A 15,808-nucleotide genomic window follows, 5' to 3' on the forward strand; every position below is an offset into this window, starting at 1 on the left:
GCCGTCCTTCGCGGCCCCGGCAGCGCCTGCTCCAGCACCCGCGCCTGCCCCGCCCCCCCCCGCCCCCCAGCCCGATCCGCCCAAACTCCCCCCCGCGCCGGCCCCCCCCCCCCGCCCCTCTTCACGTGCCTGCCTACGCCTCGCTCATCATGTCCTGCTCGAAGCGGACCGCGAACTGGTTCATGTACCGGGACACGTCCTCCGCCGTCATCCGCACCCCGTACTGCGCCTCCGCGTTCGCCGCGAACGCCTTCGGTGTCGGCAGCCCCTCGCCCTCTATCGAGCCGCGGAACACCTGGTACAGCTCGTCGTCCGTCGGCTGCTCGACGAGCTCCGGCGCACCTTCACCCAACGGCCGCGTCCCACCCGCCCCATTGGGCACAGGGAACTCCGGCTCCCGGAACTGCGGCTCTTGGTACTCCGGCTCCGGGTACTGGGGCTCCCGGTACTGCGGCTGCGGCTCGGGCTCCGCAGCGCGGGGAGCCGGTACCGGGGCGGGGGCCTGCGGGGCCTGCGGCTGCGGTGCCCGCGGCGGCTGCTCCTCGTAGCGCCCCTGGTGCTCCGGCTCGGGAACGTACACCGACGGATCGAACTCCGGGTCGTAGCCGCCGCGATATTCCTTGCGCAACTGCCCGTTGAACGCCGGGGGAACGTAGCCGGCGTTCTGCTCCACGGCCACGGCCGGGGCAGCGGCCGGTGGAGCCGCTGGAGCCAGCTGCGGCGCCTCCTGCCGGGCGGGAACGGGCGGCAGCAGCGGCGCCTCGATGCCCGCCGCCGCGAGACCCTCCGGCGCGGTCTGCGACAGCGGAACCCCGTACCGTGCGAGGCGCAACGGCATCAGCGACTCCACCGGAGCCTTCCGCCGCCACGCCCGCCCGAACCGGGAATGCAGCCGCGCCCGATAGACCAGCCGCTCCTGCTCCAGCTTGATGACCTCGTCGTACGAACGCAGCTCCCACAGCTTCATCCTTATCTCTAGTCAACGGCACGTCTCTACAGGTGGAGGCGCAAAAGAGATGTCTGGGATGTGAGGTACGCGGGCACTTAAAGGTGCTGCAGGCCTGCTTTCAGGCGTGGCTACTTGGCTCGCGTTCTTCTGGAGCTGCAAGGGCACTTACACCATCAACAGAATCAAGCCACCGTGTTCGCTCGGCACCTGAAACGATCGACGTGGACATACCATCCTCCTACAAGTCGCAGTGAACAGCAGGATCTTAGGCCTGCAGGACCGAGCTGTGACGGCCACGCATGGGGGAGTTTGTCGTGACAACATCGGCCGATCTTCTGCTCACAGCCGCTGCCTCTATGGGGGGAGCCATGGGCACCGAACTTTGGAAGCCCGCCCTCAAGAGCCTGGTCACATTCCGACGCCGTCGTCACGGTGGTGCAGCTGAGGGTGAAACCGAGGCGGTGGCTCGACTCGACTCGCTGGAGCAGGTAGTAGCGGCTGCTGAGCCTGACCAGAGGGAGGCGATGATCAACGCTGTGGAGCCACAGGTGCGCGAGATTCTGGCCTCCTGCGTCGGCGACGAGCCCGACACAATCCAGGAGCTCCTCGATGCGCTGAAGGCGCAGGGTGTGGAGCCGCCTACCGATGCCTCAGTGAAGCAGGACGTTAAGAGCAACTTCGTCTTCGGCAACCAAAACGTTGCTGGCCGGGACAACAACTTCGGAGGAGCTCGCTGATGTCGTTGCCGACCCCGCCTGAGCCCTCGGTGGAACAGGAGGTCAAGGACAATGTCGTCCACGGTGACCAGAACGTTGCTGGCCGGGACAATAACATCACGAATTACCTGACCGGACTGCGGCGCTTGCGCCCGCGTGCGATCAGCCCTGACACGTTGATGCCGGCCAACCGCTTCGTCACCCCTGGCGACGAGAAAAACACCAGCTTTGACAGGGCTGGTCAAGCGATCCGAACCTCCTACGGGAGCACAGCCGCCCGCATCGTGGTCCTGCTGGCTCCCGAGCAGCATGGCCGCAAGTCGGCAGCGCTCCGTCTGCTGGCCACCACAAACCTCCCGTCTGATCGCTTCTTCGAACTACGGCCTGACTGGGATGAACCGGACGTTGACTGCCTGCCCGTAGAGCGCGGCGCGGGCTATCTCCTCAACCTGCGTGGTGTTACTCAGTCCCTCCCCGATGCTTTCTATAGCGATCTAGCGACGTATGCGTCCACGCTGCGCAATGCAGGCAGCTACATGGTCATCACTGCCACGAGGGCCGTCTGGTCCCAGGCGCGAGCAGGCGCGCTCCATCCCGAGATCTTCGTGGTGGAGATCGATCGCCCAAAGCCCGGTGATGTTGTCAAGAAGTATCTGGAGAGCAAAGAGCAGACGCGGGATCGCTCTGGCTGGATTGACAACGAAGAAGGCGTGTTCTTTGGCCTTTTGCCGAAAGGTTGCGCACCCGGTGAAGCGGTTCGGCTGGCATCGATCATTGCAAGGGCCAAGCACGTCACAGACAAGGAAGCTCTTGATGAGTACAAGGGCTGGGAAAACCACCTGAGGGACTGGTTCAGCGCCGGAGGCCGGGAAGGAGTCGAAACGCGAGCCGTCCGAATCGCTGGCGCCTTCCTGGATAGGGCGCCAGCTGCGGTAGTGCTGAACAGCGCTGACCTCCTGCTTGAGGCCCGCAAAGTCAACCTACCCATGCCTGAGGGTGGGCTCCTCGCGATGCCGGACGCACCGACGCGCCTCGAGCCAGCAGATATGTCCTTCAACGAGGCTACTGGTGTTGCATCACTTGACCACGAGTCGCAAGGGCCAGCAATCCTGCGATACCTCTGGACGAGGCACACGCAGCTGACTGAGGAGGTGCTCACCCAGTGGCTCCAGGACATCAGTCAGGGGCCGGCCGAGGGTCACCTTGAAGCGCTCGCTTCTTCGCTCACTCAACTTGCTGAGACGGTGGGCATAGAGCCCCTATTCGATCTGGCAGAAGGCTGGCTCCGTAACGGCAGTAAGCAGCATCTGGAGCTTGTCGGCGACCTCATTTCCGATCTCGCCGTGCACGCTACGCTGGGTAGTCAGGCAAGGGTTGAGCTGGCGAAGTGGGCCGCAGGGAGATCGGAACCGGCACGCCAACGTGCCGTCGCCCGAGCTTGCGCAGGTTCCTTCGGGAAGGAGTACCCCAGCCAAGCTTTGACCCGAGCTCGCTACATCATCAACTCGCCGGGTTCTCAGGACCCGCAACAGGTGGCACAACGGGAAGCCATCGAAGCTGTGCGTACATTGGCCGCGGATGGGGATCTCGCACCTCTCGTGACCGACACCGTCGTCCACTGGATCACGAATTCAGGTAAGCCGACCGGAACGGCATGGAGCGTCTTCTACGACGTCTTCACCGTTCCCTCTAGCGTCGATCAGCTTGATAAGACCCCTCTGGCAGTGGCGCTCAATCAGACGGGTAAGGCAGGCGAAGTAGTACGTCGACGCCTTCTGGAGGGATGGGAGCACATCGTTCAAAACGGTGAAGATTTGCCCCAAGCCCAGAAAGTTCTGCTGACCTGGCGCCGGAGCGCTGAGGACGGTTTGTTGCCAGAGGGCCCCGTGGTCGAAATCATCATCGCGCTCAGCCGGGTTACGGGCATCGCCAAGGCTCCCCTGCGGGATGTCGTAAAGCCTGACGGCCGGTTGAAGGACGCCCTACTCGCTTCCCTTTTTGTGGAGTACCAGAGGGCGTACGGCGTGGCACCGGGTGGGCCTGCCGTGCCGTTCGCGCCCACGCCGGCACAGCAGACCGTTCCTGACTCACCTGAGGCGGATTCCGCAGCACCATGATTCGAGTTCTTGGCTGGCGAAGGGGGCGACGATTCTTCAATCGTCGCTCCCTCTCGGCATCACTGGAAAGCAAGGATCGCGGGTTGTACTTCCGTGCGACCGTCCACTACCGCTGGCGCATTAACGGTGAATCCTCCGCTCCCCGACCCCTAGCTCCCGATGGCCTGGCGCGCCACCTCCTCACAGCAGCGCTGGAGGGTGTGGCTGGTCAGTATCGGATGCTGGACTTTTGCGCAGCAGAGGACGCCATGAACACTGCGCTCTGTCAGGAAATATGGGATGCCGAGCAGCGCATCGGTGTTGAGGCAGGCGTGCGCCTTAGGATCACGAAGGCAGATAAACAACTGGCACAGCAGCGGGCTGAAGAAGAAGTAGTTCTGCGGTCAGCACATGCACGACAGACTGTCGAACTCGAGCTACTGTTCGATCGGCTCACTGATCAGACCCTCGGACCGGTTTGGTGGGTCAGCCGGTATGCCGAGCTTCAGTTCGCGACCGGCGACCCGGAGAAGAAGGTCGAATCGTTCCTACGCGCCTTTGCCGTGCTACAGAAGGCGCTTCATGCCGCCAAGGTCGATCAGACCAGTGACGAAAAACTCCTCGTCCGAAGTAAAATAGAGGAAGTGTTCAGCGTTATCGAAGACAAGGAGTCGCTGGATCTCGCAGTCCAGGTCATGAATCGCACCTTGGAACACCTTGGAATAGGCGGTACGGCAGGATTCAATGGCAGCGGACGTAACCTCGCACAGGAGCCGCGCGCAGAGTTTTGACCAACAATCCCCGCACAAGAGCGCTCCGTTGAGCGCCATCTGACCTGCATCGCCCTGGCTTCACACAGCGATGACACCGCCGCCGGTATCGTGCACCACTTCCTGCCAGGCGAGGGCAGGGCATTCGGCGATGAGTAGGGCGTTGAGCCCGTCCGGCCCGCCAGCTGCCGCAACTCGTGCGAACGCTTCCTCCTGAACAGGGAAATTCCCTTGGAGGGCGTCACAGTGCTGGCACCCGTTGGCCAGGTATCGGGCACACATGGTCTCGCTGTATCTGAGCCTCACTGGTGCCGTTAGGTCTGTCAGGCCGTGTTTCCCTAGAAGCCGCACGGCGAGTGCCATGGTTCGGGCGCTCTCCGTGGTGTAGAGCCCGCAGTACCCGCGTGCTGGCCGAGCCGGATAGAGCCCGACAATGCAGGTGGTGCCTCTTCCGCACTTCCAACAGGATCGGTTCAGTCCGAGGACACGAAGGGGCAGGCTGGGAGCGGCCCCGGGCGATGGCGCCGCGGGCAGGGTGAGTTCGTCGGGGTCAAAGTCGTCCGCCTCGACGAGCTTGTCCACGTGGCGGCACGTCGCGCAGCGCACCTCCCAGGTGCCTCTCTCACTTCTCCGTACGAACCCACCGTGTGCAGCCACCCACACGGAACAGGACGAGCACCCTCCTGCGAACCGGTTCTCCACGTCCTCCCTTTCTACGATTCGGCCGTCTCGAGGTGAGTGGCGGGTTCAGGTTCGCGTGGGTGCAAGGGCCCGCCTGGCACCGCTTTGCTCAACTGCTGCTCATGGATCTCTGGACGGAGCGCATCTCGGCGAGGAAAGCCGGGCTGAAGAGGCCAGCGCGCAGAGGAGTCCGTTCCAACCGAGGCGCCTTCAGGCGCCACAGCCATCGCCCATAAGCCTGTCGCAGCCGGGCACGCTCGTGCTGCCAGCGGCTCTCCCACTTCAGCGCTTCCCGGTAGGTGAGACCGGGGTTGTCCAGCGTCCATAGGTACAGGCGCCGTGCCATGAGCGGAGCCAGGAGGAAATGGATGGGCCGGACCGGGCTCTGCCTCCTGGCCATGCGCTGTTCCTCCTTCGGCGGGACTGTGTTCAGCACCGGCATCGTACGGGCGATGCTGTCGCTCCGGTGCTGAGTGGTGGCAGCCTGATCTGGATCTACGTGGCGCGCATCATTTTGCGCAGACTCTGCCGGGCTGCGGTCAGGTCGTCCTCCAGGTCCTCGATCGTGGCGCGCAGTGCCTTGTTGTCGGCTTGGGCTTGCTGGAGATCCTTGGTGAGCGCTGTGTTCGCGCGGCTCAATTCCTCTACGCGGGCTGTGAGTTCGCTGGTGTCGGTGTTGTTCAGTTCCGTGCCGAGCTGGAGGCGGAGTCGTTCGCGCAGCCGGTTGCGCTCTTCCCGGAGGTCCTTGACCTGCTGCTGGGCAAGCACGAGGTCGGTCTTCAGGCTGGCGGTGCTGACGCGGGTCTGTGGTGGGACGGCGTCGGCTGTCGCCTCGATGCCGAGCTCCTCCTGGCGCCGGCGGGCGGCGTCGATGTGTTCGCGCAGCCCCGGTGAGTACGCGAGCCAGCTGGAAACGCCTGCCTCCTTGGCAACTCTGGCGAACGTGATCTTCGTGCCCGCGCGCTGCAGGGAGTCGAGAACTTCCAGCACGCGGCGTCGCTTGTTCTGGCTGTCGCGCTCTCGCGCAGCCTTGAGCGCGGCAGCTCGGCTTTCGTGACCGGTCACTGATCCTCCTCGCGCGACTTGACCACGGTCAGCGGCAGGAGCTTGTGGGACGCGGTGGCCCGGGACTTGCGGAGGATCTTGCTTGCTTCCTCGATCTCGTGCCGCTCGTCATCGGGTAGTGAGGCGAGCTCGTCGCGCATGGTGGCGGCCACGTCCTGGTAGCTGTCGATCTCGGCGTTGATGTTGGTCACAACGAAGTCGGCGGCACCGATGGCATCAGCTGCCTCGCGGTCTGCTTTCAGACCACGTACGTGATCTTCGATTGCTGGCAAGTAGGACGGGTCGGGGCGATAGAAGGGGCAGCCCGAGCACTGGAAGCGAAGCGGACAGGAGCCGCCGCCAGCGCTGACGTTGGATGGCTCAGTGCAGTTGCCGAACGGGACGGCGACCGAAGCGATCTCGTACTTGCTCTGGGCGAGAGGGGCCGACCGTCCGGTGCGGTCCACGGCCAGGGGGGCCAGGGCTCGCACAGCTTCCCGTTTACGTTTCAAGGTCACCTGGTAGTAGCCCATGGTCGTGTCGACCGAGGCGTGATCCATGAGGTCGCGCAGGACATCGACGGGTACACCGGCGTCTGCATGCCGCTGGGCGTAGGTGTGGCGGAAGGCGTGAGCGGTGATCTGGGAGCGGTCGAAGGGCATCGGTTGCCCGTCCGGCCCCGGGATGTCGCTGTCGATGCGGGGGAGCGAGTCCACCCAGGTGCGTAGTACCGCTGAGATGCTGTCACCCCGGATGTGCCCGTTTCCGCGGCCGGAGCCGTGCATGGCACTGGGAAAGAGCCACTGTCCCGCGCGCTCGGTCAGCGGGAGTTCGGCACGGCGCTGTTCCCAGCGGATGATCAACTCGGCTGTGCTCTGCGCGATGGGCAGGCGGCGGCCGTTCCGCTTGGCCTTGTGGTTGTCGTAGATCAGTTGGTAGTGCTCGTCCTCCTGCTCGACGCAGCCCACCTTGAGGCTAGCGACCTCGCTCAGGCGGCGCCCGGTGTCACGCAGGACGGCGTAGATGGTCTGGTGGAACAGCTGGGAAAGGTCCTTCGGCCAGCCCCGCTGGGAGGCGCTTAGCAGATCCAGCTGGGCGTTCAGCTGACGAATGACGGTGTCGGGCAACGCTCGGCCGATCTGTTCCTCGTTGACCTCGACGGGAGCCACACGGTGGTGGCGAGCCCGGCTGAAGGTACCGGGAACGTCGTCCATCAGCCCGCCTGCACGGGCGAACTCCAGCACGGCGAACCACGCTCTGACCAGCTTGTCCTGGGTGGCAGATGCCCGAGGCTCCCCGTTCTGCTTCCGGGATTTCTTGATCGCGTCGACAGCAGCCGTCATGTCAGCAGCGCCGAGACGCGAAGGAGCATCGCCGCCACCGGCCCTCTGGGCCAACCCCTCGGACGCGGCGGAGAAGGCCAGCAGGGAGGTGCGCAGTTCCTGGATGGTCGGCCGAACCGAGCGGGCCCATTCCATCAGCAGTGCGCGCAACCACTGCTGCCGAACGACACGGAAATCGATGTCGCCCTTCACCGCGTCGTAGCGACGATGGGTTGCGGCCCACAGCCCCACGGCGGCCGCGTCCCAGACCTCACCCGCCATCGGATCGGCCCCCTCGTACTGCCGCCGAGCGCGCTCGACCATGCGCTGGATCTGCCCCAGCAAGGCTCGCGCCGGGCTGCTGCCCTGCTGCCCGCCGAGCCGCAGCGCCGACACGTCCAGGCTGCACAGGCTGTCCACGTCTGCGACGGCTGCGATGGCGAGCCGTACCGAGAGCGGACTGATGCTCAGCCCTGCCCGGTCGCGTTCCTGCAGTCCGAGCAGCAGCTCGTGGGCGACGACGGGGTGAAGTCCGCCGCACCAGAACTGATGGACCTGCAGGAACGGGCCGGCAGCAGCAGCCCACTTCAGAAGCTGGTCGGGAGTGCGCCTGCCGTTGCTGATCTCGCGGCGCCACTTCCCATGGTGTGACCCACACAAGCGAAGTTGTTGCTGCTCACGGACGCACCCGCCGACGAGGCATTCTCCCTGGTGCGGCAGCGGCTGGGGGCGCGTCGAGCGCTGCCAGTCTGCAACGCTCAGCTCGGGGCTGCGTCTTCTGCGCTCGTTGAAGGTCGAGGCATGTGTGGGACAGAGCCCGTGACTTACCGCTTCCCGTGCGCATCGCCCCGAGCTGTCAGCAACCAAGCACGCCTCACGATCCGACAGTCCGCGTGCGCGCCGTTGCCGGGGCGGCTGGTACGTCGCGTCGAACTCATCGGCCGACAGATCGCTCGACCGGGCAGCCGCCTTGCAGGGCGAGCACCGGCCGACGCGACCAGGGCACGGCGTCTGGCAGGTGGCTACCTTGCACCGCGACGCACCAGTGGCGTCGCTGTCCAGATCACCGTCGAAGAACATCCGCTCGTGGTCCCACTCGCCCGGACGCCAGTCGGGCTGCACGTGTTGGCGCAGCCAAGCCAACCAGCCAGCGCCCGGCGTCTCGGGATCCGACCGCGAGGGCAAGGGCGAAGCGAGTACTTGCTGCATCACGCAGTCACCGCCCGCCGCGCCGCCACACGCTCCACGGCATCCCGCTTCTCTTGCTCGTTGGCATGCAGGTAGATCGCGGTGGAAGCGGCCGACACGTGCCCCATCAGCTGTTGCACGACGTCGATCGGCACGCCGGCTCGAACCCAGGCCGTCGCGGCGGTGTGCCGAAGCATGTGCGGGCGTACGACGAACCCGCACTGCCGCGACAGCCGCTCGAACATGCCCTTCGCGGCCTGATAGGTCATCGCCTTGCCTAGAGGCCGCTGGTAGAGGTTGACGAAGACCAGGTCGTTCGCCTCGGCCTCGACCACGACATCGCGGTCGGCACGATAGGCCACATACTCAGCCACCGCGGGCCCATCGACAGGGACGACCCGCGGATAGCGGGACTTGGCAAGGGCCTTGTTCTCGTTGTCGCGGCGGTGGCGCACGTGGATGTGGGCCCCGCACACGCTGCAGCCGAGGGCACGGGAGTCCGGGAGGAAGTGCATGTCCTGCCTTCGCAGCCCCAGAGCCTCCCCGATACGGATGCCGGTCGCCAGCATCAGCACCACCAGGAACCGGTCCCGAGCCGTACGACACCCGGCCACCACCGCAGCGACCTGCTCCTCGGACAGCGCCTCGTAGGGCTTCTCCACCTCGAGCGACTTGATCGCCTTCGCGCGCACTGTGCGGAACTGCCCGCGCTCACCGGTATCGAAGCCGGGCGGCGGTGTCGCGAGATAGCGCGGCTGCGACAAGCGGTCCGCCACCTCCGGCGCGATCACGCCGTGAAGAGCGCAATACCGTAGGTACTCCACCACCGCCGTGATCGTCGCGTTGACCGTCGCCCCGGAGCGGGACTTGCCTCGTCGACCTGGAGTGGACTCCAGCCAGAACCGGAAGCGCGCCATCGAGGCCAGCGTGACGGTCCTCCAGTCGACCGCGTACTCGGCGCACCAGGTCAGGAACAGGGCCAGGCGCCCGGCGTAGACCCTGATGGTGTTCACAGACCGGTCAGCACCGTGCAGGAACGTCAGGAAGTCCGTCCCCTCCCGGTGGATCACGAGCTGAGGATCGAGGATGACCCAGCGAGTGCTCTGCACATCCCCAGTGGGAGACAGGGCCCGTTCAGCCTGAAAGGCGTCGGCGTTCATGCCGTACCTAACGTGACTCCCGCGTTGTAGATACTTGTGAGCCACGAACGAGTGACGAGACGTGCCGTACGTCCCTGACGGGTCAGAGCGGCATAGAGATATTCATCCGCCGCCACAGCAGAAACGTGGGCAGCGGAGCGAGCAGCCAGCGCGTGATGCGCACGCCCTCCATGTGCTTGTCCGCGGTGATGTCCGCGATCCGCCCGATCGCGTGCCGGGCCGCCTCCACGGCCACCACGAACAGGATCGGGATCACCGCGTGCATGCCGGTGCCCAGCGGATCGGGCCAGGCCGCCGCGCCGTTGAAGGCGATCGTGGCCGCCGTCAGCAGCCACGCCGTCTGCCGCAGCAACGGGAACGGGATCCGGATCCACGTCAGCAGCAGATCCAGCGCGAGGAGCACGCAGATACCGGCGTCGATACCGATCGGGAAGACGTACGAGAAGTTCCCGAAGCCCTTCTCCAGGGCCAACTCCCGCACAGCGGCGTACGAACCGGCGAAACCGATGGCGGCGATGACCACCGCCCCGGCGATGACCACCCCCACGAGTATCCGGTGCGTCCGTGTCAGCTTCAGTGGCGCGGCCACTCCACTTCCCCTCCAAGTTCCGGCTGTTGCGGCCAACAGACTGGCACATGCACGCGCAGGGGTGCGGGCCGGTACGCACGGAAGCCCGGCCCCCCGAGGGGGACCGGGCTTCCGTCAGGAGGTCAACGGGCCGCGCTCAGGCGCCCTTCTTGGACTCCGACTCCTTGGGGGACGCCGACTCCTTGGACTCCTTGGACTCCTTGGACTTCTTGGATTCCGAGGGCTTCTTGGACTCCGAGGCGGACGCCGACGGCTTCGCCGAGCCGGACGAATCCGAGGACGCGCCGCCCTTGGCGGACTCGATGACCTTGGCCACCGCTTCCTTCGCCGCCTTCTGCGCGTCCTTCGACAGCGAGCTCGCGGACGGGGCCTCGTCGCCCGCGAGACCCGAACCGTTGTAGTCGACCGTCACCACGACGTTGTCCACGCGCGAGACGACCGTCTGCTGCTTGGACGTGACGGTGTCCTTCTTGTCCTTGTACTTGCGGTCGTAGCCGATCTGCGTCGCCACGTCGCCCGTCTTGGACACCGGCGTCGACTTGACGTCCTTCGCGTCCGAGGTCGCCTTGGCGTCCTTGATCTGCTTCGCGTAGTAGTTCTCGGCCAGCTTGTCGCCGCTGCCCCGGTTCACATCCGATTCGAAACGGACGAACGAGACATTGAGCCAGCGGAACTGGGAGCCCTTCACGCCGTTGTTGTCCAGGCTGGACCAGGAGCAGCTCGCGCGCGTCGACTCGTCGTCGGACGCGCCGGCCTTGCTCTCGCCCTTCGGGACGAGGTCCTTCAGCGTGCTCTTCGAGAACGCGTCGCAGGCCTGCGGCAGCTGCTTGTACGTCGCGGGCGTGACCTTCTTCGCCTTGGCGCCCGAGGTCGAGGCCGAGGCCTTCGCCTGCGAGTCGTCCTTCGCGCTGTCGGAACCGGAACCGGACGAGCAGCCGGCTACGACGAGAACCGCAGGCACGGCGGCCGCGCAGACAAGGGTGCGGGTGAGTCGCTTGGTCGGACGGTGCATGGTTCCTTCACTAGGACGCTGACAGGGCCACGGACCCGACACGTGATGACCATTCGACCTTCACGACTGGGGTCCGATGGGTCACCGTACGCCGTGGCCGACGCGCCCGTCTCGCCTTCACCATGCCATCGGGCCGTGCCCTAATGCCCCTAATCGCCGAACTTGCCGACCAGGTTTCCGGCCAGATTCTGCGCTGTGTCCTGCATTTCCTTGCTGTCCGGCACCTTTGCGACGGTCGCCGACTGCACCTCGTACCGGACGGTCACCAACACATTCGACGTGCGGAACGCCACAGTCACCGTGCGGTGCCGACCGGTCGTCGGACCCGCCAGCACGTCGTCGACGAACGCCTCGTCACCGAGATCGTCGAGCAGTCGCGGCTGAAGATCCACGGGGGTCGCGGACGGCGAACCGCTGCCGGAGCCTGAGGGGTCCGGGGAGTCCGAATTGCCGGAACTGTCGGCTCCCTTGGAGGGGGAGTCGGAAGCCGAGGTCGATGATGAAGCGCCATCGGACGGCTCGTCCGACGCGGCCTTCGACGCCGAGGCCGACGCATCCGACGCCACCGGCTCCGGGAGATGCGCCGCATCCACCTTCGACGCGAACACGGCCGCCGCGCGGTCGTCGTCGCTCACCGCCGTGTCGTACGACACCACCCGCTCGAAGTCGAGGCTCAGCCGATGCGTGCCGCCCGGGGCCGAATCGTCCTTCCACCGGCACCCGACCCGGCGATCCGTGTCGTACGTGACCGTGGCCACACCCTCGTACGCCTTCTCCCGCTGCTCCGCGTCCGGGAGCTTCCTGATGCCGGGGAGCATCTCGTCCAGCGTGTCCTGGTCGGGCTGGCCGCACGGCTCGGGCAGCGTCCGGTACTTGCCCGGTTCCGCGGTCGACGCGGTGGCGCTCGGCTCACCGGGCTTCGAGTCGCCGGCGCCGCCGCCGTCATCGGAACCACTCGTGCAGCCGGCGAGCACAGCCGCAAGGAGCACGGCGACGCCCGGTACGAACGCGTACGACTTCCGCTGCACCCTGAGGCTCCTCTCGGCGCCTTGCGCCTGGTTAATCGGTTGCCGCGGCGGTGCGGCCAATGGGCACTATGTGTATCGCACGCGCCGCTGTGAACGCCGGTCCGGCATCCGATTTGCCGTGCTGGCGACGGTATTTGCGCTACATCCATTTCGCATGCTTCACCACTTCCGAACCAACTCATCCGATCCTCGGGGGATTTCATGTCATACGTAGAGGTTCCGGGCGCCAAGGTCCCGATCCGCATGTGGGCCGACCCGGCCACGGTCGAGGGCGCCGCCATGCGGCAGCTCCAGAACGTGGCGACGCTCCCCTGGATCAAGGGCCTGGCCGTCATGCCCGACGTCCACTACGGAAAGGGCGCCACCGTCGGCTCGGTGATCGCGATGCAGGGCGCGGTCTGCCCGGCGGCGGTCGGCGTCGACATCGGCTGCGGCATGAGCGCGGTCAAGACGTCCCTGACCGCCAACGACCTCCCGGGCGACCTGTCCCGCCTGCGCTCGAAGATCGAGCAGGCGATTCCGGTGGGGCGGGGGATGCATGACGAGCCGGTGGATCCGGGGCGGCTGCACGGGTTCGCGACGGGTGGGTGGGACGACTTCTGGGGACGGTTCGGCGGGGTCGCGGATGCGGTGAAGTTCCGGGAGGGGCGGGCCGTGAAGCAGATGGGGACGCTTGGCGGGGGAAACCACTTCCTCGAACTTACGTTCGATTCTGAGGGTGCGGTCTGGCTCATGCTGCACTCCGGTTCCCGCAACATCGGCAAGGAATTGGCGGACCATCACATCGGTGTCGCGCAGGGCCTGTCGCACAACCAGAACCTCGTCGACCGCGACCTCGCCGTATTCATCGCGCAGACCCCGCAGATGGCGGCCTACCGCAACGACCTGTTCTGGGCGCAGGAGTACGCCAAGTACAACCGCACGATCATGATGGCGCTCTTCAGGGACGTGATCCGCAAGGAGTTCAAGAAGGCGAGGCCGATGTTCGAGCCGGAGATCAGCGCTCACCACAACTACGTCAGCGAGGAGCGGTACGACGGCATGGACCTCCTGGTGACCCGCAAGGGCGCGATCCGCGCGGGCTCCGGCGAGTACGGGATCATCCCCGGCTCCATGGGTACGGGCTCGTACATCGTGAAGGGCCTCGGCAACGCGGCGTCCTTCAACTCCGCGTCGCACGGGGCGGGTCGGAAGATGAGCCGCAACGCCGCGAAGAAGCGCTTCTCGACGCGTGACCTGGAGGAGCAGACGCGGGGCGTGGAGTGCCGCAAGGACTCCGGCGTCGTGGACGAGATCCCGGGCGCGTACAAGCCGATCGAGCAGGTCATCGACCAGCAGCGGGACCTCGTGGAGGTCGTGGCCAAGCTCAAGCAGGTCGTCTGTGTGAAGGGCTGACCCGCTCGCGCCGCGCGTACCCTGGACTTCGTTTCCTGGATCGTCGCCGAAAGGTAGGGCAAGGCCATGGCTCCCGCTCCCGCATCCCGTATCGCCGTCGTCACGGGCGCGAGCAGTGGCATTGGTGCCGCCACCGCCCGGCGGCTGGCGGCCGAGGGGTACCGCGTGGTGCTCACGGCCCGCCGGCAGGAACGGATCGAGGCGGTCGCCAAGGAGATCACGGCGGCGGGGCACGATGCCGTGGCGTATGCGTTGGATGTGACCGATCGGGCCGCGGTCGATGAGTTCGCCTTGGCGTTCAAGACCATTGGCGTGCTGGTGAACAACGCCGGGGGTGCGCTCGGTGCCGACCCTGTCGCCACCGGTGATCCCGAGCAGTGGCGGCAGATGTACGAGACGAACGTCATCGGCACGCTCAATGTGACGCAGGCGTTGCTGCCCGCGCTCACCGCGAGTGGGGACGGGACCGTTGTCGTTCTGTCGTCGACCGCGGGGCTTGGGACCTATGAAGGCGGGGGCGGGTACGTCGCCGCCAAGCATGGGGAGCACGTGCTCGCGGAGACGCTGCGGCTGGAGATCGTCGGGACGCCGGTGCGGGTCATCGAGGTCGCGCCCGGCATGGTGAAGACGGACGAGTTCGCGCTGACCCGGTTCGGTGGGGACGAGGCCAAGGCCGCCAAGGTGTACCAGGGTGTGGCCGAGCCGCTGAGCGCGGACGACGTCGCCGACACGATCGGCTGGGCCGTGACCCGGCCGCCGCACGTGAACATCGACCTGCTGGTGGTGCGGCCGCGTGCGCAGGCGTCCAACACGAAGGTGCATCGTGAGCAGCAGTGATGCGAGCGATCCGCTGGACGTGCTTCAGCGGGAGTACGACGAGCGGCGTCGCGCGGAGGAAAAGCGCGGCGAGCGGTACATGTGGTGGTACCTGGGGTACTTCCTGTTCGGCATTCATATCGTGGCGTTCGTGATGATCTTCGCGGTCAAGCACGCCAATTAGCGCGGCCGCCTCAGCCCGCGTACGCCGTCGGCGGCACCCCCACCGTCGCCGTGAAGTCCCGGACGAGGTGGGCCTGGTCCGCGTAGCCGAGGTCGGCGGCGAGTGCGGCCCAGTCGATGTTGCGGCGGGCCGCCGCCGTCTCCACGGCTTCGTGGATGCGGTAGCGCAGGATGCACCACTTCGGGCTGACGCCCACGTATGCGTGGAAGAGGCGTTGCAGCGACAGCACCGTCATGCCCTCGGCCTGCGCGAAGTCGGCGACGCGGCGGACCCCTCGGTCGGCCCTTATCCGGTCGACCAGGCCGATCGCCAGCTCGGCCTGCGGGGCGGGTTCGGCGGGGGCCAGCGGCAGCAGGTACGCGTCGAGGGCGGCGATCCGGCCGGTGTCGTCGGCGGTGTCGTCGGCGGGGGAGAGGACGGCCGCCGGATCCGTGGCCGGGAAGACCTTCTCGTAGGGCAGGACCCGGCCCGTCCACTGCGCTACCGGCGCGCCCGGTGCGAACGGCCGGAACGCCCCCGGCCGGAACTTCGCCCCGCACACCTTTCCCCGCCCGTGGATCTTGCGCGTGTAGAGGCCGGGCGCGGCGACACCGGTCAGCTCCCCGTACGGAGGCTGGTCGATGTCGTCCTGCTGGAAGGTGAGGTGCACGGACGGGTGGGGCAGCACGTTCGAGGCGTACGGCTCCGGCAGGTCCCAGTCGATGAACCAGTAGTGCTCGACGTACCGGCGCAGCGATTCGGCGGGCTCGTGGCGCCGCAGCCGCACGCGCGTGAGCAGTGCGGCCGGGTCGACGATCCCGCGGGTGTCGGGGCGCTCCGGTGACCTCTCCGGTGACATGAGATGAGCGTAGGGCGGGG

General features: G+C 66.5%; 13 protein-coding genes and 1 pseudogene. 6 read left to right on the top strand and 8 right to left on the bottom strand.

Annotated features, from left to right (window positions below):
- Window positions 1-133: 133 nt before the first annotated feature.
- Complete coding sequence (locus ABT004_RS22540; protein WP_351339734.1) at window positions 134-967, bottom strand: hypothetical protein; 834 nt, start codon at window positions 965-967, stop codon at window positions 134-136.
- 350 nt (window positions 968-1,317) lie between these two features.
- On the opposite strand from ABT004_RS22540, the gene ABT004_RS22545 reads away from it, so the two are divergent.
- Genes ABT004_RS22545 through ABT004_RS22555 form a run of 3 tightly spaced genes read left to right on the top strand, consistent with a single transcriptional unit; the run spans window position 1,318 to window position 4,552 of the window.
- Window positions 1,318-1,686, top strand: coding sequence for a hypothetical protein (locus ABT004_RS22545; RefSeq protein WP_351339737.1), 369 nt, complete (start codon window positions 1,318-1,320; stop codon window positions 1,684-1,686).
- Window positions 1,686-3,782 carry a hypothetical protein gene (locus tag ABT004_RS22550; protein WP_351339738.1) on the top strand — a complete coding sequence of 699 codons (2,097 nt, stop codon included), beginning with the start codon at window positions 1,686-1,688 and terminating at the stop codon, window positions 3,780-3,782. Before ABT004_RS22545 ends, ABT004_RS22550 begins: the two co-directional genes overlap by 1 nt.
- Window positions 3,779-4,552: a hypothetical protein gene (locus ABT004_RS22555; RefSeq protein ID WP_351339740.1), complete on the top strand. Its 774-nt coding sequence runs from the start codon at window positions 3,779-3,781 to the stop codon at window positions 4,550-4,552. The genes ABT004_RS22550 and ABT004_RS22555 overlap by 4 nt, the downstream gene beginning before the upstream one ends.
- A 1,155-nt stretch (window positions 4,553-5,707) precedes the next feature.
- Here ABT004_RS22555 and ABT004_RS22560 read toward each other — a convergent pair.
- The 6 genes and pseudogenes from ABT004_RS22560 to ABT004_RS22585 all read right to left on the bottom strand — a co-directional run bounded on the left by ABT004_RS22560 (window position 5,708) and on the right by ABT004_RS22585 (window position 12,555).
- A complete protein-coding gene (locus ABT004_RS22560) occupies window positions 5,708-6,277 on the bottom strand; it encodes a DUF6262 family protein (protein WP_351339742.1) in 570 nt (189 codons plus the stop codon).
- Window positions 6,274-8,787 carry a tyrosine-type recombinase/integrase gene (locus ABT004_RS22565; protein WP_351339744.1) on the bottom strand — a complete coding sequence of 838 codons (2,514 nt, stop codon included), beginning with the start codon at window positions 8,785-8,787 and terminating at the stop codon, window positions 6,274-6,276. Before ABT004_RS22565 ends, ABT004_RS22560 begins: the two co-directional genes overlap by 4 nt.
- Window positions 8,787-9,926, bottom strand: a complete 1,140-nt coding sequence (locus ABT004_RS22570; RefSeq protein ID WP_351339746.1) for a tyrosine-type recombinase/integrase — start codon at window positions 9,924-9,926, stop codon at window positions 8,787-8,789. The genes ABT004_RS22565 and ABT004_RS22570 overlap by 1 nt, the downstream gene beginning before the upstream one ends.
- A 97-nt stretch (window positions 9,927-10,023) precedes the next feature.
- Window positions 10,024-10,515, bottom strand: a pseudogene (locus tag ABT004_RS22575) (DUF2637 domain-containing protein); the annotation flags it as partial.
- A 136-nt stretch (window positions 10,516-10,651) separates the two neighbouring features.
- Window positions 10,652-11,527 (bottom strand): DUF3558 family protein, encoded by an 876-nt coding sequence (locus ABT004_RS22580; RefSeq protein ID WP_351339748.1) that lies wholly within the window; start codon window positions 11,525-11,527, stop codon window positions 10,652-10,654.
- A gap of 149 nt (window positions 11,528-11,676) precedes the next feature.
- Entirely contained in the window at window positions 11,677-12,555 is an 879-nt protein-coding gene (locus ABT004_RS22585; RefSeq protein WP_351339751.1) for a DUF3558 domain-containing protein, read from the bottom strand.
- Window positions 12,556-12,756: 201 nt separating this feature from the next.
- Between ABT004_RS22585 and ABT004_RS22590 the strand changes: the two genes are divergently transcribed.
- The 3 genes from ABT004_RS22590 (at window position 12,757) to ABT004_RS22600 (ending at window position 14,950) form a co-directional block, all read left to right on the top strand.
- Window positions 12,757-13,950, top strand: coding sequence for an RtcB family protein (locus ABT004_RS22590; protein WP_351339753.1), 1,194 nt, complete (start codon window positions 12,757-12,759; stop codon window positions 13,948-13,950).
- A 66-nt stretch (window positions 13,951-14,016) separates the two neighbouring features.
- Window positions 14,017-14,787, top strand: a complete 771-nt coding sequence (locus tag ABT004_RS22595; RefSeq protein WP_351339756.1) for an SDR family NAD(P)-dependent oxidoreductase — start codon at window positions 14,017-14,019, stop codon at window positions 14,785-14,787.
- Window positions 14,774-14,950 (top strand): hypothetical protein, encoded by a 177-nt coding sequence (locus ABT004_RS22600; protein ID WP_351339828.1) that lies wholly within the window; start codon window positions 14,774-14,776, stop codon window positions 14,948-14,950. The genes ABT004_RS22595 and ABT004_RS22600 overlap by 14 nt, the downstream gene beginning before the upstream one ends.
- A gap of 10 nt (window positions 14,951-14,960) precedes the next feature.
- Here the strand turns inward: ABT004_RS22600 and ABT004_RS22605 are convergent, their stop codons facing one another.
- Complete coding sequence (locus ABT004_RS22605) at window positions 14,961-15,788, bottom strand: DUF6597 domain-containing transcriptional factor (protein ID WP_351339759.1); 828 nt, start codon at window positions 15,786-15,788, stop codon at window positions 14,961-14,963.
- Window positions 15,789-15,808: the final 20 nt, after the last annotated feature.

It is taken from the genome of Streptomyces sp. NPDC002790, assembly GCF_040295505.1.
Classification (GTDB): Bacteria; Actinomycetota; Actinomycetes; order Streptomycetales; family Streptomycetaceae; genus Streptomyces.

Excerpts from the sequence above, each read along its gene's own strand:
- ABT004_RS22540 (WP_351339734.1), bottom strand. The coding sequence starts at position 967 with ATGAAGCTGTGGGAGCTGCGTTCGTACGACGAGGTCATCAAGCTGGAG.
- ABT004_RS22545 (WP_351339737.1), top strand. The coding sequence starts at position 1,318 with ATGGGCACCGAACTTTGGAAGCCCGCCCTCAAGAGCCTGGTCACATTC.
- ABT004_RS22550 (WP_351339738.1), top strand. The coding sequence starts at position 1,686 with ATGTCGTTGCCGACCCCGCCTGAGCCCTCGGTGGAACAGGAGGTCAAG.
- ABT004_RS22555 (WP_351339740.1), top strand. The coding sequence starts at position 3,779 with ATGATTCGAGTTCTTGGCTGGCGAAGGGGGCGACGATTCTTCAATCGT.
- ABT004_RS22565 (WP_351339744.1), bottom strand. The coding sequence starts at position 8,787 with ATGCAGCAAGTACTCGCTTCGCCCTTGCCCTCGCGGTCGGATCCCGAG.
- ABT004_RS22570 (WP_351339746.1), bottom strand. The coding sequence starts at position 9,926 with ATGAACGCCGACGCCTTTCAGGCTGAACGGGCCCTGTCTCCCACTGGG.
- ABT004_RS22580 (WP_351339748.1), bottom strand. The coding sequence starts at position 11,527 with ATGCACCGTCCGACCAAGCGACTCACCCGCACCCTTGTCTGCGCGGCC.
- ABT004_RS22590 (WP_351339753.1), top strand. The coding sequence starts at position 12,757 with ATGTCATACGTAGAGGTTCCGGGCGCCAAGGTCCCGATCCGCATGTGG.
- ABT004_RS22595 (WP_351339756.1), top strand. The coding sequence starts at position 14,017 with ATGGCTCCCGCTCCCGCATCCCGTATCGCCGTCGTCACGGGCGCGAGC.
- ABT004_RS22605 (WP_351339759.1), bottom strand. The coding sequence starts at position 15,788 with ATGTCACCGGAGAGGTCACCGGAGCGCCCCGACACCCGCGGGATCGTC.